We start from the raw sequence: 19,276 nt of genomic DNA, 5'->3' as shown, positions 1-19,276 counted from the left end.
AATGTGGACCGCAATTTTTTTCAGGTTATTAATTGTCACCTTATGAGAGGCACCCATGAATATCGATCTCGCTACGATAGCCCTGATATTAGTCCTTTCCAGTATTTTTCAGGCTATTTTTATACTCCTGCTTTCGTCTAAATATCCCGGTGTTGATCACTTTGGAGTCAGCTGCTCCTTTTATGCCCTGGGGTTTCTTTTTGTTATGCTTCAAGGTAACAATTTCAATGATCTGTTCACCGTTGTTATCGGTAATGCACTCTTGCTACTGGCGCTGATTTTTCAGTATATGGGCCTGGTTCGTTTTTTAGAGCTGCCCGAAAACAGATGGTTTCCGCCGATTATTTTCGGATTTTGCCTCTTCGCTCTGATCTATTTTCAGTTTATTTTCGACTCGATTTCGGCACGAATTTTCGCGATTAATCTGTCGATTGGTCTGATTTCTCTGTTGAGTGCCCAAACCCTGAATAACCATAAAAACGCCCTGATACCACGACAAATCCAGTTGCTTTTCTTATTATTCGCCACAACCGGAGTTTTTGCTGTTGTGAGAGCTGTCCACGGATTATTTTCGCCACCGCTCGACAATGCCCTGTCGCCATCACTTTTTCAGATTATTTCTTTTACCGGAGCCTTTATCGCCAATATTATTGTCACCTTTACCTTTATTATAATGGTCAATGAACGGGTCAGTTCGGAGATCCGCTCAGCCAAAGAACAATTTGAACAAATCTTTAATCTCAGTCCCGATGCCAGCCTGATCACAACCTTACCGGACGGCAAAATCGTGAATTTCAACCTCGGCTTTCTGAATTTTACCGGCTTCAGCCAGGAAGACGTTCAGAATAAGAGCGTATTGGACCTTAATCTTTATGAAAACCCCGCCGATCGGGAAAAACTTCTCGAGGAGATCACTGCCAACCAGTCGATTGATGATTTTGAATTGAATTTCAGAAATAAAGATAAGGAAATCCGAATTTGTGCCATGTCTGCCAAAATCATCCAAATGAATAATACGCCCCATATCATCAGTATTATCAATGACATTACCGACCGGAAAAACGCCGAGGCCGCCCTGATCAAAAGTGAAGAAAAGTACCGCTTTCTGACTGAATTCGCCTCTGATGTGATTTGGCTTTTTAATCTTAGCCAGAATAAATTCACCTACATGAGTCCCGCTATTTTTCAGTTGAGAGGCCTTACCCCCGAGGAAGCTATCGCCGAAAATCTGGAGGTCTCGATGACAGGCGAATCACTTCAACGGGTCCGGGCGGAGCTGAAAAAAAATGTCAACGCCTTTATCGCCAACCCTGATGCCCCTAATACCTATCTGATTGAAATACAGCAACCCTGCCAAGATGGACGGCTTATCTGGGTTGAGGTTTCCACCAAATACCGCTATCATGTCAGCGGTGATATTGAACTGGTTGGCGTCAGCCGTAACATTGACAAAAGAAAACAGGCCGAAGAAGCGGTTCTTTACCTAAGCTACCACGATCAATTAACGGGGCTTTACAACCGCCGTTTCTACGAAGAAGAACTACTTCGTCTCGATGCCCCGCGAAACCTGCCGATTGCTTTGATTATGGCTGATGTTAATGGACTTAAGCTGATCAATGATGCCTACGGCCACCAAATGGGCGACAAAGTCTTAAAGGAGTTTGCTGAAATTTTGAAAAAAGAGTGCCGTCATGATGAAATCGCTTCCCGGGTTGGTGGCGATGAGTTTGTGGTTTTGTTCTCGCACACGGATCAGCAAAGTGTCGAGAGTATTGTAAAGCGACTCAATGTTGCCGTTTCCCAGGTTCAAATTGACCACACTATTTTATCGGTTTCGATGGGTTTTGCCCTCAAAGAAGATCCTCATGACGATCTGAACGATGTTTTTAAACGAGCCGAAGATGCCATGTATCAGCATAAATTGATCATCAGCCCCAGCATCAAACGGGCCACCATTGACTTGATTGTCAATTCCATTTACGAACGTAACCACCAGGAGGTCATTCATTCCCAAGCGGTCAGTGAATACTGTCAGGCCCTGGCCCGGACTCTCGACTTTGACACTGAAGCCATCAACCAGCTTGGTCTGGCCGGTTTGCGCCATGATATTGGCGAAATTGCCATTGATGAAGCGATTTTAACCAAGTCTGAAAAACTCAGCGAAAGCGAATGGGCAGAGATCAAACGTCATCCCGAAATCGGCTACCATATTCTCCGCTCCGTCAATGAACTGGCTGAAATTGCCAAATTTGTCCTTGAACACCATGAGCGCTGGGACGGGCAAGGCTATCCTAAAGGGCTCAAAGCTGATGAAATATCCCTGCAGGGTCGGATTATTGCCATTGCCGATGCCTATTGTACGATGACCACCGAGCGCCCCTATTGTCGGGCTCTGACCGAAGCCGAAGCGATTAAAGAAATCAAAAAATGCGCCGGCCTTCAATTTGATGAAAATCTGGCCCGCCTCTTTGTCGAGAAAGTGCTGCAGCAAGAATGGCCACCATCTTAAAAGCCAATTGATTACCCAATGGTTAAAACACCTGGTTGGGAATCAATTGGCTTTTCTGATCTGACTGACGACTTGGCTTGCACCTCGCCTTTTCTTACTTTCGGTTTTGCTTATCTCCGGGTCACCTGAAAACCATGATCCAGGGGCCCGCTGCCATGGCCCAGATCCAAATTGGCGGCCAATGCTCCGGACACGTAATCCTTGGCCTTTTTCACCGCCGCTTTCATTTCAGCACCGGCGGCCAGATTGCAGGCAATCGCCGCGGACAGGGTACAGCCGGTGCCATGGGTGTTGGGATTATCAATTTTCACACCGGGAAACCAGACTTCTTCGCTGCCTGTGTGATTTTGAATCAGCAGAAAATCATCGGCACTTTCAAACAGATGGCCGCCCTTGATCAGAATACTGCCAGCATAGGTTGCCGCGATTTTTTTAGCGGCTCTGACCATATCCAACCGGGAATGAATGCCAAATCCACACAGACATTCGGCCTCGGGAATATTGGGGGTAATCAGGTCGGCCAGGGGCATCAACTCTGTTTTTAAACTTTCGATGCTATCATCACTCAACAGTCGGCCGCCGCTGGTGGCTACCATCACTGGATCCAGGACAATGTTGCTGGCCTGGTGCTGTTTTAGTTGATTGGCAATACTTGCAATAATCGCAGCGTTGTAAACCATGCCGATTTTAACGGCGTCGGGAAAAATATCGGTAAAGACGCAATCCAGCTGATTTTTCACAAAGTCAGGCATAACTTCAGAAATTCCGTAAACTCCAGTGGTATTTTGCGCCGTTAACACAGTGATCACCGTCATTGCATAACTGCCATGGGCCATAATCGTTTTTATATCGGCCTGGATACCGGCTCCGCCGCTGCAATCCGACCCGGCGATTGATAAGACCTTTTTCATCGTAGCAACTCCTTAAAACTCATAATGACGGAATCCGAACTTCTTTTGATCGCTTCCCAATCTTCTTTTGAAGCTTCATCAAAAACACCGATAATATGACAGCCCGTTTCTCTAGCCGCCTTGATGCAATACAGGGAATCTTCAAAAATGGTAATCCGCTGGGCCGGCAATTGCAGCTGTGCCACCGCCTGATGATAAATCTCCGGCTGACTTTTAGGCAGACCGGTCATCCCGGAAGTAAGAATGAATTCAAAATGGTTCTGCAGGCCAAAACGGCGCAGTACCAATTCGGTCAGGGTCTTGTGGGTAGCGGTTAAGATCCCCATTTTTATGCCCTGCTTCAAATATTGATCCAGGGCTTCCTTGACAAAGGGTTTTAGGGCAATATGTCTGGCGTAGTTTTCCCGAATCATGCCGTTGATTTCATCGCCGACCTGCTCTTCGGTCATGGCGACCCCGTAAAACTCAATAAAATAGCGGGCCGATTCGGCAAAACTCATGGTTTTAATGGTCTCATTTAAATCATCCGGAGGAGCAATCCCGTGTTTTTTTAAAAAATCACTGCCGATATTTTCCCAGGCCGGCATCGAATCAATCAAGGTCCCGTCCAGATCAAAGATCATCCCTTCCACATTCGTAATTGCCTGGTTCATGATCGTGTCATCGCCTCGGATAAAGATCTCAGTTCCTGGGTCGCACTGATGATATCCGCTTTCGCAAAGATGGCCGATACCAGGGCCACCCCATCCACCCCGGTTCCTGTTAAGGTGTGAATATTGGTTTCATTAAGCCCGCCGATGGCCACCACCGGAATTGATACCGCCTGACAGATGGCCGCAATCGTTTCAAACGCCACTACCTCGGCATCCATTTTGGTGGCGGTGGAATAGATGGCCCCCACCCCGATATAGTCGGCGCCATCGGCTTCAGCTTTTAAGGCCAGTTCCACCGTATCCGCCGAAACGCCGATAATTTTATCGCCAATCCGCTTTCGCAATTCCCCCGCATCGATATCGTCCTGACCGACATGAACCCCATCGGCGTCCACCGCCAGGGCCACTTCGACGTCATCATTAATGACAAAGGGGATTTTGTAGGCATCGGTTAATTTTTTGATCGCCTGGGCTTCCTTGACAAAGTCATCAAAATCAAACTCCTTTTCCCGCAGCTGGATAAAGGTCGCGCCCCCTTTTAAGGTGTCTTCAACCTGATCGGCCAGGCTCCGGTCGCCCAGCCAGGTTCGATCAGTCACCGCATAGAGCAGCATCGTATTTTTATCGAGTTTCAACCTTCATCCCTCCTTCCAATGTTTGGCTATTCATCCGACTCATGGCATCGATGAGATAGGTGCGAAAAGATGCTGTGCCGGCCTCATGAGCCTGAACCTTGGCAAAGGCCAGCTCCCCGCACAAACCCAGACAACTAACTGCGGCAGCGGTCGCCAGCAGCAATTCATCGGGATTGGCCCCGCAATAACTACCAATGACCGTGGTCAGCATGCAGCCGGTGCCGGTAATCCGGGACATCATTGGATGACCGTTACGAATCACCAGGGCTTTGTGGCGATCGGCGACAATGTCGATGGCGCCGGTGATGGCAATGACAGCCCCGGTTTTGGCGCTGAGGGCTTTGGCAAAGACAACCATCTGATCGAGATTTTCTTCGTTCACTGCATCGCTGATATCAGCATCGACCCCTTTGGTGGTACCGCTGCCCTGATCGATGGTTTTAATTTCCGAGACATTGCCGCGGATCACGCTGAACTGAACTTCCTTTAACAGCTTAAAGACCGTGTTCGTCCGTAGCGTCGAGGCACCAGCGCCGACCGGATCGAGAATCACCGGCCGGCCGAGACTGTTGGCTTTTTTCCCGGCCTTAATCATCGCTGCCACCGTCCGCTCGTTAAGGGTGCCGATATTAATCACCAGGGCGTTGCAGATGGCAATAATTTCTTCCACCTCATTGATATCGTCAGCCATAATCGGTGCCCCACCACAGGCCAGCACGATGTTGGCGCAGTCGTTCACGGTTACATAGTTGGTGATGGAATGGACCAGCGGCGGCTGGTTACTGATAGTTGTTAAGATTTTTTCGAACATAATACTCTCCCTTTTTCTACTAATATGCACAAGATGGCAATCAGAACCATTGCCGGCAGGGTGACTCCAATGGGAAAGTCAAATCCCATCAGGTATCGATAAATCAATACGCCGGCGATCCAGATTATGGCATTTTTTAGATCAATTAACTTATTTTCATCGGGACTGACCTGCTTAAAGATAAAATATTCCGTCAATAGAATCGCAAACAGCGGCACAAACACCGACCCAATCAAATATAAAAAATCCTGATATTGCTCAATCGGGGTGATCATCGCTAGGATAACGCCGATCGCACAGGTTGCCAGAACCACGGTTTTTTCTTTGACCTTTGAGGTTATGTTGATAAAGCTGATTCCGGCCGAATAAACATCCAGAAAGGCCGTTGTGACGGTGGAAAAAAGAATGATAATCAGAGCCACTACCCCAAGCCCCATGGCCGTCAATAAGACAAAAATATCTGTGGTACCCACATAAAGGGCGGCACCCAAACCGATGATATACATCCAGCAGCTGCCGATAAAGTAGCTAACCGAACTAACCATGACACCTGACTTTTTCCGCTCTGAAAACCGGGTATAATCAGCAATCAGCGGCAACCATGATATCGGCATGATCGCACTAAGCTCGACCGCGCCCCCAAATGTCATCGTTCCTTCAACTGTCGAGCTGCTGGCCGCCCCACCGAAAATCTGAAAACTCAAGATAATGGAACCAACGAAAAGCAGCCCCACTGCGACAAAATTGAGTTTTTCGATATTTTTAAATCCGGCCAGGACCCACCCAGTGATGACAACGCCAATGATAAGGCACCAGAGCATTGTGTTTTGGTAGTTAAAGACATTGAGGGTAACCCCGTCGATGGCTTTTGCCGCGGTAATCACCATCACTGCCGTCCACCCAATCAGCTGGAGGATATTCATGACCGAAAAAAAGTAAGATCCGTATTTCCCAAAGGAAATACGGGACGACTCAATCGACGCCAGTTTACTTTGTGACCCAATGACCCCGGCTAGAAAAAGAATCAGGGTTCCAATGATGTGGCCAATGATAATGGCCATCATCCCATCCTTCAGACCCAATGGTGCAATCAGTGTTCCTGTCATGACTTCGGCAATGGAAATAGCCGCTCCAAACCATAACAGACTCAGACTCCGGTTTGACAGTTTGTTTTCATTTTGCATAGTATATTCCTTTCGTTTTAAGACTGCACCGATTACATTAAAACGTTTGAGGAATAAATCCGTATACTGCATATTTCTGCATTATGCCAATTTTTTATACAAAAAAACTGTGCACGAATGCACAGTAGATTGACATGGGTTTCCTACGCCGGCATTATCCGTATCAGGTGCATGGGTCGAAGCAGCGATTTACTTCCTCTCAGCCTATATGCATAAGCTCCCCAACTCTTTAATTGTGATAAAGATTATCATACCGTCTGATTTTTGTCAACGGTGTTATGGACTGAAATGCCTTATTGAATTGGCCCCGGTGCAATCTTAATTTAACTTAAACTTAACCTCTTTCAAAGTTTCGCTAAAGGTTCAGGGCCTAAGATAAAGACAAGAGATAAACATCTCCTCTTTTTCTTTTCATTCCTAATATAAAAAAACAGCGCGGTCATCCGGACCGGCTGTTTTTTTTATGCTTGCGTTAGTTTAACGATTAAAATTTCACACCGTTCTCAAATCATAGATCGCTCCAGTCGGACACTTTTCCAGACAGGTTGGCTTGGCGCATTTTTCCATGCATATTTTCGGATCAACCACCGCCAGATTATTTTCAACTGTGATCGCCTCAAACAAACAGCTCTTACCGCACAATCCGCAGCCCAGACAATCCACCGAACACAGTTTACGGGCAACGACGCCCTTGTCCCGGGAATTACAGAGCACCGCCACCGGGGCCCCAATGGGGGTCATATGAATAATCGCCTTGGGGCAAACGGTGGCGCACTTGCCACAGCCGGTACACTTCTTTTCATCCACCAACGGCAGATGATCCTCGCCCATGACCATCGCCCCAAAGGGACAGCTATGGACACAGGTACCAAAACCAACACAGCCGTATTCACAGCCCTTGGGCCCGCCCTGAATCAGGCTGGCAGCAATACAATCTTCCACGCCGGCATAATTATATTTCTTAATCGCATGGGTAATGGTATTTTTACAGCGCACCTGGGCAATCCGCGGTTCAATTTCCGGCGCTGATTTGCCAGTTAATTCGGCCACCAGATCGGCCACCGGTTTTTTCCCGGGGATACATAAATTTGGGGCCACCTCCGGGTTTAAGACCACCGCCTCGGCATAGGCCAGACAGCCGGCATAACCACAGCTGCCACACTGCCCCTTGGGCAGAATATCATCGACAATGTGAATCAGCGGATTCACTTCAATTGAGAATTTTTTGTCGGCAAATGCCAGAATCAGACCAAATACCAACCCGATCGCGGTCATCACAATGACAACCATTATTGCTGTTTCCATCTCTGTCACTCCTCTACAATGTTATCATGCCTGAAAAACCAGTGAAGGCCAGGGCCAGCATCCCTGCCAGGATAAAGGCGATGCCCAGTCCTTCCAGCGGTTTAGGGACATCGGCCAGGCGCAGTTTTTCTCTCAGGCTGGCCATTAAAACAATCGCCAGGGCAAAACCCAGACCGGAACCCACCGCATAAACCACACTTTTTAAGAACGAAAAGCTGGATTCCGCATTTAGCAGCGGCACTGCCAGAACAACACAGTTGGTGGCAATCAGCAGCAGATAAATGCCCCACATGTTATAAAGGGCCGGGGCCTGTTTTTTGATAATCATTTCCAGCAACTGAACAAAGCTGGCAATCAGCAAGACAAATACCGCCGTTGTCATAAAGGTCAGATTCAACGGGACCAGTACAAAATTGTAAACCACCCAGGCCAGCATTGAACTCAAGGTCATCACCGAAGTAACCGCCATCCCCATGCCAATTGACGCATTGAGGTTTTTTGACACCCCAAAAAAAATACATAATCCCAGAAATTTTGTTAAGACGAAATTGTTAACAATCACCGCACTGATAAATAAAGTAAAATATTCCATTATGCATCACCCTTTTTTGCTTCTGCTTTTTCCATATATTCGGTCAGCATTTTAAAGCCGCCAACCAGATAGCCGATTAAGATAAAACCACCGGCTGGTAGGATCATAATTAACGCCGGATCATACCAGTCACCAATGACCGGGACCCCAAAAATCGACCCGGCCCCCAGCAGTTCCCGAATACAGCCAATCAGCAACAACGCCAGGGTAAAGCCGGTGCCCATTCCCAGACCATCAAAAAATGAGGGGATTACCGAGTTCTTTGATGCAAACACCTCAGCCCGGGCCAGTATAATGGCGAACACGACAATTAACGCCAGATAAATGCCCAGGGCCTTGTAAAGCTCCGGCGCAAAAGCCTGGAGCAACAGCTGCACCAGGGTGACGATGGTGGCAATCGAGGTAATATAAACTGGTACCCGGACTTTGGGGTTGACCAGTTTCCGGGTCAGTGAGACCACCACATTATTGGCGGTAATCACAAACATCACTGAAAGCCCCATCGTTAAGGCGGTAATCGCCGAGGCGGTGACTGCCAGCGCCGGACACAGACTGAGTGCCAGTACAAAAATAGGGTTTTCCACAATCACGCCTTTTTTAAAGATATCCCATAAATTTTTCATCTTAGTTCTGTGCCTCCAAATATTCCATAACCGCTGTTTCAGCGGCCTTCACCCCGGCCGTAACGGCTCGCGACGAAATGGTGGCCCCAGTAATGGCCTGGATATTCTCCGTATTGGCCGGATCTTTGGTCACGACCATGGCCGCCGCCGTTTTACCCTGGAATTGTTTTTTGAATTCATCTTTAGCCACGCTGTCGCCCAGTCCTGGGGTTTCGTTGGCCGACAAGATCTGATAGTCAATCTCCTTGCCTTCCGGCGATATCGCCACCAGCATTTTGATGGTGCCGCCATAACCCTTGGTGTCTTCCGGGATGACATAGGCGATCGCCGCGCCGTTTTTGTTGGCAATAAACCAGTCGGTTTTTCCCGGCACCGGGACAAACTGATCCGATTCAGCGACCAGCTCCTGCATCATTTCAGTTTTGGTATTTTCGGTATTTTGCCGGGTGATCGGGGCGGTGAAATAATAAGTCACGGCTATAATCGCACCCGAAATAAAACAGGCAATGGCCAGATTGATGGCGATCTGAAAAATGGAATAGTGCTTAGTTCCGTGTTGTTCTGTCATTTTACTTCCCCCCTCAGACCAAATCGGACTGGCTGAACAAATCGGTCAATCAGTGGTGTGATGCTGTTCATCAATAAAATCGAATAGCAAACCCCTTCCGGATAGCCGCCCTTTAAACGAATCAGAACGGTAAGAATCCCCGCCCCTAAGGCAAAAATCACCTGACCCTTAATAGTAATCGGAATGGTCACCATATCGGTGGCCATAAAAAAGGCGCCGATGATCAGTCCCCCGGCCATCATATGAAAAAGCGGATCGCCGGTAAAGAGTCCCGCCGGACCAAAGACCCAGGTCAGGATCCCCACCGTGCCAACCATCACCACCGGCAACTGCCAGTTAATGTATTTTTTATAGATTAAAAAACACCCGCCCAGTAGCAGCAATACCGTCGATGTTTCGCCGATGCTCCCGTTTCTGGTGCCCAGGAAAAGGGCCTGATACATATCCGGGGCGGAACCAAAAGTCTCGATCAGTTTTTGATAGCCCTGCTGTTTTAAAATATTAAGGGGCGTCGCCGTTGACACCACATCCACCCCGGTGGTCATCTTACTCCACGTTGTCATCGCCACCGGCCAGGAAATCATTAATGCCGCCCGCCCGATATGGGCCGGATTAAAGATATTAAAGCCCAAGCCGCCCATGGCGTGTTTGGCGATGACAATAGCAATAAATGAACCCACTACCGGCATATAAAAGGGAATCGTCGGCGGCAGGCACATCGCCAGCAGCAGTCCCGTTAAACAGGCACTGCCGTCACGAATGGTGATGGTTTTTCTTCTGATTTTCTGAGTCAGATATTCAAATAGAACCGCTGAACCCATCCCAATTAACAGCACAATCAGAACCCGATAGCCAAAATTGAAGGCGCCAAATAGGGCTGCCGGCGTCAGGGCGATCATCACCGTCCACATAATTTTTGAAATAGATTCATTATCACGAATATGGGGTGACATCGAAACATTAAACATTTTATCATTGATTGTTGTATCAACCATGATGTTCAACCTCGTTTTTCTTTCAATTTTGCAGCCGTATTCTGGGCTTTGCTGTATTTAACATACTGGACAATATTGCGTTTGGCCGGACAGGCAAAAACGCAGCTGCCGCATTCGGCACAATCAAAAAGTCCGTAATCTTCCCGAGCCTCTTCATAAAGACCGCGTTCACTTAAAATACTGAGCATACTGGGATTTAAACCCATCGGACAGGCATTAACACATCGGCCACAGCGAATGCATGAGGCCTCTTTGCCGGTATTAGCTTCCCCCTTGGCAATGGCTAGAATGCCGGATACACCCTTAATAATGGGAATATCAATATTCGGTTCGGCCATCCCCATCATCGGTCCGCCCATAATTATTTTCTCCGGACGGGTTGAAAATCCGTCACAAAACTCAATCGCTTCCCTAAAAGGTGTGCCGATTCGCACCCTGATATTTTTCGGGGATTTGATACTGCCGCCGCTGACCGTCGTTACCCGCTCGATCAGCGGAATACCCTGGGTTACGGCATCACAGATGGCCGCCACGGTTCCAACATTCTGGACCACCACGCCCACATCCATGGGCAGTCCGCCGGAAGGAATAATTCTTCCCGACACGGCATTGATGAGCATTTTTTCAGCTCCCTGGGGATATTTTGTGGGCAGTGCCACGACTTCCACCGGCAACCCGGCAAAAGCTGCGGTCATCTTTTCAATCGCATCTTTTTTATTATCCTCAATTCCTACCAGACATTTCTCTACTCCCAGGACTTTCATGGCGATTCTTACCCCGGTAACAATGCGGGGACCTTCTTCCAGCATCATCCGATGATCGGCGGTTAAATAGGGTTCGCATTCGGCGGCGTTCAAAACCATGAGGTCCACATGCTTGTCTTTTTGCAGGGTTGATTTTACATGGGTTGGAAAAGTGGCGCCCCCCATTCCGACGATTCCAGCCTCGCTAATGATTTTCAATAATTGTGCGACTTCCAGTTGTTCCCAATTGCGTATCAGCGGAAGTCCTTCTAGCCATTCGTCTTTTCCATCATTGCTGATGACAACCGCCTCGCATTTGCCAAAGATGGGATGAGGATGACTACCCACATCGATAACCTGTCCGGATATGGAAGCATGGACATTGCTGGAGACAAATCCATCCGCTTCGCCAATCACCTGACCTTTTTTGACCAGATCCCCCTTTTTTACGATCGGTACACTGGCTGCGCCGATATGCTGTCTCATGGGAATAACCGCAACCTCTGGCAACGGGACCGTTTCAATGGGTTTTCCCGAAGTATAGGATTTGCTGTCTTTGGGATGAACCCCGCCGCGAAATGATTTAATCATCTTTCATACCTCTTTTTTTCCTTTGTTAATTTAATTGTTCTATTTCCATCAATCTATTTGATTTGTTTGGCCCAGCTCGATTAATTCACGATTTTTGTGATCACCGGCAGCAGCTTATCATTTTTCTTCACAGCCCGATCGTAGCGTTTCATGTAGACCACTGCGATGGCAAAGAAAAATATTCCGCCGCCGATTTGACAGGCCAGGACATTTTGTCCCAGATTATTCCCAAGCATTCCGCCGCTGATGGCTCCCGCGAAAATGGCCAGCAGCGGCATAATGTAAACCACAAAAGCTGCCAACAGCATGTTCACTTCCTGTATTTCAAAAGCCACCCGCTGACCAATTTTGGCGTCAATGGGGTTTTGAACATCGACAACCATGGCGTTATCACCTGGACAGACCCCACAGTTTTCGCAATCGCCGTGACGACTGGCTTTAACTTTTGCCTTATTTTCACTGGTTTCGATGACAATTCCGGTCTCTTCTCTACGCATTTCGTTTCACTCCAACATTCTACTCGATTTATTATGTATCCTCGCCAGTTCATTGTATTTGCTTCTATCATGCAACAACTTAATTAAACTTTATATTATTGTTCCAGTCAGGGTATCGGCCTTTTTTGTCAACTTTCTTCTTATTAAATAAGGCGTTCTTATTTTGTCTTTTTGGGGGCCTCAAATCGAACTTAATTATACCTTCAAAAAATTGAATTACAAGAGGAAATATGGAATTTATCCGAGGTTGTGTTACACCCTTTAACACCGCTATACCAGAGTAATAATTCACCCTTTCTTGACGACTTTACGAAAATCCATTAAAACGTTTACTTAAAGTTAAAAACCGAACCAGATTTTGTTAGCTCAGATTTTTCGTCTTATTTCTGAGATAGTATAAATATTAACAATCGATAATCTCGACAACCCCTTATCGTTGCAACTTAGCGAATTTTTACCCTCAAAGTTTAACCAGGTTAATTGAATAGAAGAAAAATCACACATCTTTCCGGCCTTTTTAATTAAACTTCGCTATTTATTTAACAAAGTTTATGTTTTATTAAATAATTCGCCCCTTTTTTATTAAAGCTTTCTTTCATTTTTAAGATTCAATTGTCATAATATAGCTAATGTGATCTGATCACGGATTTAAAAATGAGCTTTTGATACAATAAAAAAAACCTTAATTGTTTTATTTCATTAAGGTTACTCGGATCCTGATCCAAAAAAGGAGGCTGTATGGATTATTTTATTGCATTTTTGGAAGGAATTATCACCTTTATATCACCTTGTCTTTTGCCAATGCTGCCCATTTATATCTCCTATTTTGCCGGCCAATCCCATGACGACAATAAGTACACCGCGGTCATCAATGCCTTAGGTTTTGTTCTCGGCTTTACGGTGGTCTTCGTTTTGCTTGGTGCTTTTGCCGGCACGATTGGTAGTGTTTTGATTGAATACAGCACCATTGTCAATGTCGTCGGCGGCATCATTATCATCCTGTTTGGCTTGAATTTTTTGGATCTGCTGAAGATCCCATTTCTGAATACCAACCGCCAAATAGACCTCGATCATTCCCCTCCCGGTTTCTTTTCGGCCATCCTTTTTGGGATCGTCTTTTCCCTCGGCTGGACTCCCTGTGTCGGCGCTTTTCTGGGCTCAGCCCTGATGATGGCGGCCTCCAGCGGTGATACACTCAAGGGTATTTTGATGCTGTTATCATTTTCCCTCGGTCTGGGAATTCCCTTTGTGGTTTCGGCCATTTTGATTGATCGGATGAAATCGACCTTTGATTTTATTAAGCGGAATTATCTGATCATCAATCGTATTTCCGGCGGACTGTTAATTATCATCGGGCTGCTGATGGCCACCGGTATGTTGGGATATTTTCTGTCACTTTTAACTTTTTAAGGAGCATATTATGACTAAACAAACCAAAACCATTATCACCATCGTCGTCTTTGCGGCCTTTCTGGCCATCGTTTATTGGGGCTACAGCGCCTTGTCCCAAACCTTTAACCCCCAAGCTCCGGGCTCAAACAGCACCGACTCAGCGCCGACCGATGAGCTCCAGGCAGCCCCGGATTTCACGGTCTTTGATCAGGCCGGCAAGCCGGTGAAGCTCTCTGATTTTGCCGGGAAACCGGTGGTGCTTAACTTCTGGGCCTCCTGGTGCCCGCCCTGTAAAAGCGAAATGCCCCACTTCAACACCGTCTATCAGGATCAAAAAGATGAGGTCGTCTTTCTGATGATCAATCAGACTGACGGGCAGCGGGAAACAAAAGCCAAGGGCCTTCAATACATCGCCAATCAGGGCTTCGACTTCCCTATTTATTTTGATACCGAATTTGAAGCCAGCACCGCCTATGGCATTTCATCGATTCCCACCACCCTGTTTATTAACCCCGCGGGTGAAATTGTCAGCGGCTATCGTGGCGCCATTGATGAAGCCACCCTGCGGTCCGGCATCGAAGCAATCAAAAATTAGGAGACGACTATGATATTAAAAACAATCGTTGGAACAATTATCGGTGCCGCTTTGGGGCTGCTCTATTACAAACTGGTGGGCTGCCCCAACGGCAGCTGCCCGATTACCGCCAAACCCCATCGAACTGCCATTTACGGAGCCATTCTCGGTTTTATGATCAGTTCTTCATTTTAAGACAAACAAAAAAAACGATTGATGATCACATCAACCGTTTTTTTGTGCTTAAATATAATCCGAGAAATAAATTTTCTCATTGGCGATGACACTCTCCAGAATGGCCACCGTTTTTTTGCTGGCCTCCAGCCGTTCAATTTGCTGGAGGTAGGTGGGCCGCTTATAACCCAGCAGCATACAGGTCAAAATACCGATTTCCAGTTTGGCCCGGTTTTCTGAGGGTTCGTTAACTAAAGCCGGGGCCTGACCGGGACTGAACTTAACCGTGAAGCTGCGATTATTCCACTCCAGCACGGTGTCGACAATGTCAAAAGTCACCGACTCATTAATTTCGGTGTTAGAAAAATGATACTGCTTGAAAAACCCTTCAAAATCCACAATCCGCGCCATAATATAGGGACGGATGGTTTCTTTCATATCACTGTCGCCGAACAAAAACGAGACGGTATGATTATTGTAATTATTGCCCACCACTTCATTGATCATCGATTCATGGGCGGCAATATAACCCCAGAGCCCTTTTCGGGCTTCCTGGTTCAGATAAACCATCTCTTTGACATGAAAGACATCATTTTCGATTAGATAAACCAGATAGCCCCGGGGCTGATCATCTTCGCCATAATAAATGGCGGTCGTGACATCCTCCACATCCCAGCGCCAGTATTCCTCCCAGACCAGCTCATTGCGAACCAGACAGCCATGGGTTTGTCTGGCAAAGGTGTCGTGCAGGGCGATCAGATCAGGACTGTTTTCCTTGACCCGTTTTACCCGTCCCGGTACGTCAATGTCCCGGGGCAGCTGATTGTCGCGGATATGGAAGGTCATCTTATCCGAGACAACCTCCCAGCCCTTGTGACGATAGAGCGGGTGTGAATAGGGAAATAAAAATGAAACACACTGGTTTCGTCCGTACATCGTTTCCAGGCTTTTTTTCATCAGCCCCGACATCAAACCCAGGCCCATGTATTCCGGATAGGTGGCCACCCCGGTAATATACCCCATCTCATAGATACTACCGCTGATATTGACCTGCAGCGGGTAAACAGCGATCTGGGCCGCCAGCCGCTCATCCTCAAACCAGCCGATAACCTCGGCTTTTTCCAGAATCGGAAATTTTGACCGCTTAATCTCATCGTGTTTCCATCCCACTTTTAACAGCTGTTCATCAGTCACCTGAAAGGCATACCTCAAAATATCATTAAACTGGGTTAAGTCCTTGGCTTCCAGCCGCCTTAGTTCCAGATCTTTTCTTATCTCTTTATTCATAGAACGCTCCTTGCTTTGATACTTTATAGTACCACTTAATACCCTAATTTTTAAAGTAGAATCAAAATAATTATGCTATACTAATACCTAAACAGTAGACGAGGTATAAAAATGTTAAAAGAATTTGATCTACCCTTTATCCAAACGGTGCTGACCTTTTGGGATCATTTAAATCCAAATCAGAAAACCATGTTTTTGGAAAATGCCATGCCGGTAAGCTATAAACGGGGTGATAATATTCATCGTGGCGAAAATGACTGCGTCGGAATACTGCTGATCAAAAGCGGCGAATTACGTACCTATATTCTATCAGAAGATGGCCGGGATATCACCCTTTATCGACTGGGCACTGATGAGGTCTGTATCTTATCTGCTTCTTGTATCCTGGATAATATTACCTTTGATGTTCATATTGATGTCGAAGCAGATTGTGACGTGCTCTTGCTAAAGTCCTCTGTCTTTTCTCAGATTTGCAACGAAAATATTTATGCCGAAAATTTTTCATATAAATCGATGATCGATCGCTTTTCGGATGTGATGTGGGCGATGCAGCAAATTCTTTTTATGAGTTTTGATAAACGTCTGACCATCTTCCTACTCGATGAGGTGACCCGAACCGGTTCGAACACGGTTAATATGACCCATGAGCAAATTGCCAAGTATGTGGGTTCCGCCCGGGAAGTGGTTTCCCGAATGCTTAAATACTTTGAGAACGAAGGCTATGTAAACCTGTCCCGGGGTAAAATTGAAGTGATTGATAAGGTTCAATTGAAGCGAATTATTTAGCAGCTCAAAAATGCCACCCCAAACGCCATCCAAAAAATTAAAAGAGCAACCGATTTTTCGGTTGCTCTTTTTGTAGCTACTCTGCTACTAAATCTAAAATATCGGCTTTGGATTTTGCGCCCACGGATTTTTTCACCACCACACCGCCTTTGATAACTGCCAAGGTGGGGATGCTCATGACCTTAAATTCAGCGGCCAGTTCCTGTTGTTCATCGACATTTATTTTTCCGACCTTTAAAGTGAACACCTCATCAGCAATTTCATCAATAATGGGAGTCACCATTTTACAGGGACCACACCAGGGTGCCCAAAAGTCGAGTAATACCGGTTTATCTGAATTAATTACCTCTTGCTGAAAATTGTCTTTTGTAATTGTTACTGCACTCATATCTTTATCTCCTTAATCGTTAATGTGTATATCTTTATTATAACCATTTTCGATTAATAATCCGTAACTTAATCACAAATTTACATATATTTTCTATTATTTGCTATGCGAGGGCCTATTCAATGTTCCCGGAGCTTCTTTTTCCTACCATAGTTTAAATTGCCGTTTCATTTCTACTTCCGTTCTAAAAATTTTTAAGCACTGTTTTTTTTATACCTTCTCTTCTAAACTTTAGCGACGCATTAATTTCAGCTCCCAGCAAAAATATGATACTACTTATATAGATCCAGGTAAGTAAGGCAATTACGCCACCAAGGCTACCATAAACCGCTGTGTAGTTGCCCAGGTTATCGGCATAAAACGAGAAGGCCATGGATACGATGATCCAACTGAAGGTGGCAACAACGGCACCAGGAAGCACCTCTTTAAACGTTAAGCGACAGCTTGGGGCACTAAAGTAAATCGATACAAAAGCAATCATAACGGCAAATATGGCAATAACAAATCTCAGATAATTCCAAATCATTGAAAATGTCTTGGAAAAGCCTAAAAAGCCAAAAACCTCTGAACCCAGAATACCACCAAAAATAATCAGGATCATCGTAACGATGATAACCATGCTCAGCTCAAGTGTAATCGCGAGTGAAACCAAGCTTTTTTTCCAGAAAGGCCTCGTTTCTTCCTGATCATAGGCTCTGTTGACACCACTTATTAGATATTTAACCCCAGTGCTGGCAGACCATAAGGCGAATAATACCCCAAAGGTCAGCAAGGCACCGCTTCTGTTTTTCATGGTCTGCTCAATGATGGCATTGAGAATTTCAGACGCAGCTGTTGGCATTAGGGCATAAAGCGGCTCAATCTGGCTCTGAAAATCCACTAGCGGAATAAAACTAATAAGGGTAATTAAAAAAATAAGAAACGGTGCAATCGACAGGAGCAAAAAATAAGTGATCTGTGCCCCAACCGAGGGTAAATCATCATTTGAAAATCGGACGTACAAATCTTTAAGCAGTTTTATAAGATTATCTTTCTTCATCGTATGTCCTCTTAAAATAATCCCCCGTTTCAAACGTTGATTATTATCTTTCTATCTTGACGATACTTATTTTATACCCATAAAACTCATCATCATTCTTTACTTAAGAGACATTTTGATTATACCTAACTATATAAGATATCATCTATTTTAATACAAAGAAAGGAAAAGTATGATTAAGATCTCTACAAGTTGAGTTAACTAGTAGGGGCGATTATTAATCGCCCGCACACAGCACGATTGCCAGTTCAATTTGCAAAATTCTTTAATTCAACGTATATTGTTCTTGATTATACTAAAAGTGCAATGAGTAAAAAAAGTAGTACGAACGAACCCAAAAAAGCAGCCCCATCAAAACAAGCGGCCCCGGCTGCTGGCGGCGAACTTCACCAGAGCGCCGGAGGCATGCACCCTGAGCTGACCACAAATCAGGGCGTTACCATTTCTGATAATCAGAACTCCGTTCATTGCGGATGATTGAAGGCTTTGGAATCCATAGCTTCCAACTGAGTAACCAGGCCGGAGAGTCAACCTTTGTTAAATTTCACTAGCATCAAAAACTCGGATTACAATCCACCATTTGGGATGAAACCGTTAAAATTTCCCGAGCCGATCAGGACTATCATCGTAGAGATATGTTTGAAGCGGTTGAAGCCAGCAATTTCCCCGAGTGGGGATTTGCCGTTCAACTTTTCACCGCCGAGGAAGCTTAAAAATTCCCCTTTGACCATTTGGATCCAACCAAACTGATTCCCGAAGAACTGGTGCCACTCAAAGTCATCGGAAGGTTAAGTCAAGTGGGGGAATGACATACGCGATGACTGGTGCCTACCCACTATTTAATTATATCGGTGAAGGTGGCGTAGTGACAGGATTTGACATCGATATCGCAAAAAATGGGCGTTGTTACCAAACCCATTATGACCGATTAGGGAATTGCTTATGCTGAAGAACTAGCTATAACTGTTAGTAAAGATGATCCAAAATTGCTGGAAGAATTAAAATCAATTATTGAGGAT

The 19,276-nt window shown here is 45.9% G+C and carries 21 protein-coding genes, 1 pseudogene and 1 riboswitch; of the genes and pseudogenes, 7 read left to right on the top strand and 15 right to left on the bottom strand.

Going from position 1 to position 19,276, the window contains the following annotated elements; genetic code table 11:
- The first annotated feature begins 55 nt into the window (after window positions 1–55).
- Entirely contained in the window at window positions 56–2,509 is a 2,454-nt protein-coding gene (locus tag U2P91_RS03775) for an HD domain-containing phosphohydrolase (RefSeq protein WP_322519049.1), read from the top strand.
- 110 nt (window positions 2,510–2,619) lie between these two features.
- Here U2P91_RS03775 and thiD read toward each other — a convergent pair whose 3' ends face one another.
- The 12 genes from thiD to U2P91_RS03715 form a co-directional block, all read right to left on the bottom strand.
- Window positions 2,620–3,420, bottom strand: coding sequence for a bifunctional hydroxymethylpyrimidine kinase/phosphomethylpyrimidine kinase (gene thiD, locus U2P91_RS03770; RefSeq protein ID WP_026394179.1), 801 nt, complete (start codon window positions 3,418–3,420; stop codon window positions 2,620–2,622).
- Window positions 3,417–4,073, bottom strand: a complete 657-nt coding sequence (locus U2P91_RS03765; RefSeq protein ID WP_322519048.1) for an HAD family phosphatase — start codon at window positions 4,071–4,073, stop codon at window positions 3,417–3,419. The genes thiD and U2P91_RS03765 overlap by 4 nt, the downstream gene beginning before the upstream one ends.
- Window positions 4,070–4,708 carry a thiamine phosphate synthase gene (gene thiE, locus U2P91_RS03760; RefSeq protein ID WP_322519047.1) on the bottom strand — a complete coding sequence of 213 codons (639 nt, stop codon included), beginning with the start codon at window positions 4,706–4,708 and terminating at the stop codon, window positions 4,070–4,072. Before thiE ends, U2P91_RS03765 begins: the two co-directional genes overlap by 4 nt.
- On the bottom strand, window positions 4,695–5,519 hold the full coding sequence (gene thiM, locus U2P91_RS03755) for a hydroxyethylthiazole kinase (protein ID WP_322519046.1): 825 nt from the start codon (window positions 5,517–5,519) through the stop codon (window positions 4,695–4,697). The genes thiE and thiM overlap by 14 nt, the downstream gene beginning before the upstream one ends.
- Entirely contained in the window at window positions 5,501–6,703 is a 1,203-nt protein-coding gene (cytX, locus tag U2P91_RS03750) for a putative hydroxymethylpyrimidine transporter CytX (RefSeq protein ID WP_322519045.1), read from the bottom strand. Before cytX ends, thiM begins: the two co-directional genes overlap by 19 nt.
- Window positions 6,704–6,826: 123 nt before the next feature.
- Window positions 6,827–6,937, bottom strand: a riboswitch (TPP riboswitch).
- 258 nt (window positions 6,938–7,195) lie between these two features.
- Window positions 7,196–8,008, bottom strand: coding sequence for an RnfABCDGE type electron transport complex subunit B (gene rnfB, locus U2P91_RS03745; RefSeq protein ID WP_322519044.1), 813 nt, complete (start codon window positions 8,006–8,008; stop codon window positions 7,196–7,198).
- A gap of 13 nt (window positions 8,009–8,021) precedes the next feature.
- Window positions 8,022–8,600 (bottom strand): electron transport complex protein RnfA, encoded by a 579-nt coding sequence (locus U2P91_RS03740; RefSeq protein WP_373484381.1) that lies wholly within the window; start codon window positions 8,598–8,600, stop codon window positions 8,022–8,024.
- A complete protein-coding gene (locus U2P91_RS03735; protein ID WP_322519043.1) occupies window positions 8,600–9,223 on the bottom strand; it encodes an electron transport complex subunit E in 624 nt (207 codons plus the stop codon). Before U2P91_RS03735 ends, U2P91_RS03740 begins: the two co-directional genes overlap by 1 nt.
- A gap of 1 nt (window position 9,224) precedes the next feature.
- The gene (locus U2P91_RS03730) at window positions 9,225–9,791 is read right to left on the bottom strand and encodes an FMN-binding protein (RefSeq protein ID WP_322519042.1); all 567 of its coding nucleotides are present in this window, start codon (window positions 9,789–9,791) and stop codon (window positions 9,225–9,227) included.
- Window positions 9,788–10,786, bottom strand: coding sequence for an RnfABCDGE type electron transport complex subunit D (locus U2P91_RS03725; RefSeq protein WP_322519041.1), 999 nt, complete (start codon window positions 10,784–10,786; stop codon window positions 9,788–9,790). Before U2P91_RS03725 ends, U2P91_RS03730 begins: the two co-directional genes overlap by 4 nt.
- A gap of 5 nt (window positions 10,787–10,791) precedes the next feature.
- The gene (gene rsxC, locus U2P91_RS03720; protein WP_322519040.1) at window positions 10,792–12,120 is read right to left on the bottom strand and encodes an electron transport complex subunit RsxC; all 1,329 of its coding nucleotides are present in this window, start codon (window positions 12,118–12,120) and stop codon (window positions 10,792–10,794) included.
- Window positions 12,121–12,200: 80 nt separating this feature from the next.
- The gene (locus U2P91_RS03715; RefSeq protein WP_322519039.1) at window positions 12,201–12,617 is read right to left on the bottom strand and encodes a SoxR reducing system RseC family protein; all 417 of its coding nucleotides are present in this window, start codon (window positions 12,615–12,617) and stop codon (window positions 12,201–12,203) included.
- 738 nt (window positions 12,618–13,355) lie between these two features.
- On the opposite strand from U2P91_RS03715, the gene U2P91_RS03710 reads away from it, so the two are divergent.
- From U2P91_RS03710 to U2P91_RS03700, 3 genes are read left to right on the top strand one after another with little or no spacing between them, the layout of a single operon-like run.
- Window positions 13,356–14,027 (top strand): cytochrome c biogenesis CcdA family protein, encoded by a 672-nt coding sequence (locus U2P91_RS03710; protein WP_322519038.1) that lies wholly within the window; start codon window positions 13,356–13,358, stop codon window positions 14,025–14,027.
- A gap of 10 nt (window positions 14,028–14,037) precedes the next feature.
- Window positions 14,038–14,604, top strand: a complete 567-nt coding sequence (locus U2P91_RS03705) for a TlpA disulfide reductase family protein (protein ID WP_322519037.1) — start codon at window positions 14,038–14,040, stop codon at window positions 14,602–14,604.
- Between the two features lie 9 nt (window positions 14,605–14,613).
- Window positions 14,614–14,778 carry a DUF6132 family protein gene (locus U2P91_RS03700; RefSeq protein ID WP_322519036.1) on the top strand — a complete coding sequence of 55 codons (165 nt, stop codon included), beginning with the start codon at window positions 14,614–14,616 and terminating at the stop codon, window positions 14,776–14,778.
- Between the two features lie 48 nt (window positions 14,779–14,826).
- Here the strand turns inward: U2P91_RS03700 and eis are convergent, their stop codons facing one another.
- Window positions 14,827–16,044, bottom strand: a complete 1,218-nt coding sequence (gene eis, locus U2P91_RS03695) for a GNAT family N-acetyltransferase (RefSeq protein WP_322519035.1) — start codon at window positions 16,042–16,044, stop codon at window positions 14,827–14,829.
- A 111-nt stretch (window positions 16,045–16,155) separates the two neighbouring features.
- Here eis and U2P91_RS03690 point away from each other — a divergent pair, with 111 nt between their 5' ends.
- Complete coding sequence (locus U2P91_RS03690) at window positions 16,156–16,830, top strand: Crp/Fnr family transcriptional regulator (RefSeq protein ID WP_322519034.1); 675 nt, start codon at window positions 16,156–16,158, stop codon at window positions 16,828–16,830.
- 76 nt (window positions 16,831–16,906) lie between these two features.
- On the opposite strand, the gene trxA is transcribed toward U2P91_RS03690, so the two are convergent.
- Window positions 16,907–17,218 (bottom strand): thioredoxin, encoded by a 312-nt coding sequence (gene trxA, locus U2P91_RS03685; RefSeq protein WP_111888804.1) that lies wholly within the window; start codon window positions 17,216–17,218, stop codon window positions 16,907–16,909.
- A gap of 184 nt (window positions 17,219–17,402) precedes the next feature.
- The gene (locus U2P91_RS03680) at window positions 17,403–18,257 is read right to left on the bottom strand and encodes a YihY/virulence factor BrkB family protein (RefSeq protein ID WP_322519033.1); all 855 of its coding nucleotides are present in this window, start codon (window positions 18,255–18,257) and stop codon (window positions 17,403–17,405) included.
- Window positions 18,258–18,563: 306 nt separating this feature from the next.
- Between U2P91_RS03680 and U2P91_RS03675 the strand changes: the two genes are divergently transcribed.
- Window positions 18,564–18,734 carry a hypothetical protein gene (locus U2P91_RS03675; RefSeq protein ID WP_322519032.1) on the top strand — a complete coding sequence of 57 codons (171 nt, stop codon included), beginning with the start codon at window positions 18,564–18,566 and terminating at the stop codon, window positions 18,732–18,734.
- Window positions 18,731–18,970: pseudogene (locus U2P91_RS17950) on the top strand (catalase). The gene U2P91_RS03675 and the pseudogene U2P91_RS17950 overlap by 4 nt, the downstream one beginning before the upstream one ends.
- Window positions 18,971–19,276 lie beyond the last annotated feature (306 nt).

The sequence above is a fragment of the Acetobacterium sp. K1/6 genome, assembly GCF_034438075.1.
In the GTDB taxonomy this organism is placed as follows: domain Bacteria; phylum Bacillota; class Clostridia; order Eubacteriales; family Eubacteriaceae; genus Acetobacterium; species Acetobacterium carbinolicum.
This window is presented reverse-complemented; position numbering and strand designations above follow the sequence as displayed.

Coding starts and splice junctions, on each gene's coding strand:
- U2P91_RS03775 (WP_322519049.1), top strand. CDS start 56: ATGAATATCGATCTCGCTACGATAGCCCTGATATTAGTCCTTTCCAGT.
- U2P91_RS03690 (WP_322519034.1), top strand. CDS start 16,156: ATGTTAAAAGAATTTGATCTACCCTTTATCCAAACGGTGCTGACCTTT.
- U2P91_RS03705 (WP_322519037.1), top strand. CDS start 14,038: ATGACTAAACAAACCAAAACCATTATCACCATCGTCGTCTTTGCGGCC.
- eis (WP_322519035.1), bottom strand. CDS start 16,044: ATGAATAAAGAGATAAGAAAAGATCTGGAACTAAGGCGGCTGGAAGCC.
- U2P91_RS03700 (WP_322519036.1), top strand. CDS start 14,614: ATGATATTAAAAACAATCGTTGGAACAATTATCGGTGCCGCTTTGGGG.
- U2P91_RS03730 (WP_322519042.1), bottom strand. CDS start 9,791: ATGACAGAACAACACGGAACTAAGCACTATTCCATTTTTCAGATCGCC.
- U2P91_RS03735 (WP_322519043.1), bottom strand. CDS start 9,223: ATGAAAAATTTATGGGATATCTTTAAAAAAGGCGTGATTGTGGAAAAC.
- U2P91_RS03765 (WP_322519048.1), bottom strand. CDS start 4,073: ATGAACCAGGCAATTACGAATGTGGAAGGGATGATCTTTGATCTGGAC.
- rnfB (WP_322519044.1), bottom strand. CDS start 8,008: ATGGAAACAGCAATAATGGTTGTCATTGTGATGACCGCGATCGGGTTG.
- trxA (WP_111888804.1), bottom strand. CDS start 17,218: ATGAGTGCAGTAACAATTACAAAAGACAATTTTCAGCAAGAGGTAATT.
- U2P91_RS03675 (WP_322519032.1), top strand. CDS start 18,564: ATGAGTAAAAAAAGTAGTACGAACGAACCCAAAAAAGCAGCCCCATCA.
- U2P91_RS03680 (WP_322519033.1), bottom strand. CDS start 18,257: ATGAAGAAAGATAATCTTATAAAACTGCTTAAAGATTTGTACGTCCGA.
- thiD (WP_026394179.1), bottom strand. CDS start 3,420: ATGAAAAAGGTCTTATCAATCGCCGGGTCGGATTGCAGCGGCGGAGCC.
- U2P91_RS03715 (WP_322519039.1), bottom strand. CDS start 12,617: ATGCGTAGAGAAGAGACCGGAATTGTCATCGAAACCAGTGAAAATAAG.
- cytX (WP_322519045.1), bottom strand. CDS start 6,703: ATGCAAAATGAAAACAAACTGTCAAACCGGAGTCTGAGTCTGTTATGG.
- thiM (WP_322519046.1), bottom strand. CDS start 5,519: ATGTTCGAAAAAATCTTAACAACTATCAGTAACCAGCCGCCGCTGGTC.
- rsxC (WP_322519040.1), bottom strand. CDS start 12,120: ATGATTAAATCATTTCGCGGCGGGGTTCATCCCAAAGACAGCAAATCC.
- U2P91_RS03710 (WP_322519038.1), top strand. CDS start 13,356: ATGGATTATTTTATTGCATTTTTGGAAGGAATTATCACCTTTATATCA.
- U2P91_RS03725 (WP_322519041.1), bottom strand. CDS start 10,786: ATGGTTGATACAACAATCAATGATAAAATGTTTAATGTTTCGATGTCA.
- U2P91_RS03740 (WP_373484381.1), bottom strand. CDS start 8,600: ATGGAATATTTTACTTTATTTATCAGTGCGGTGATTGTTAACAATTTC.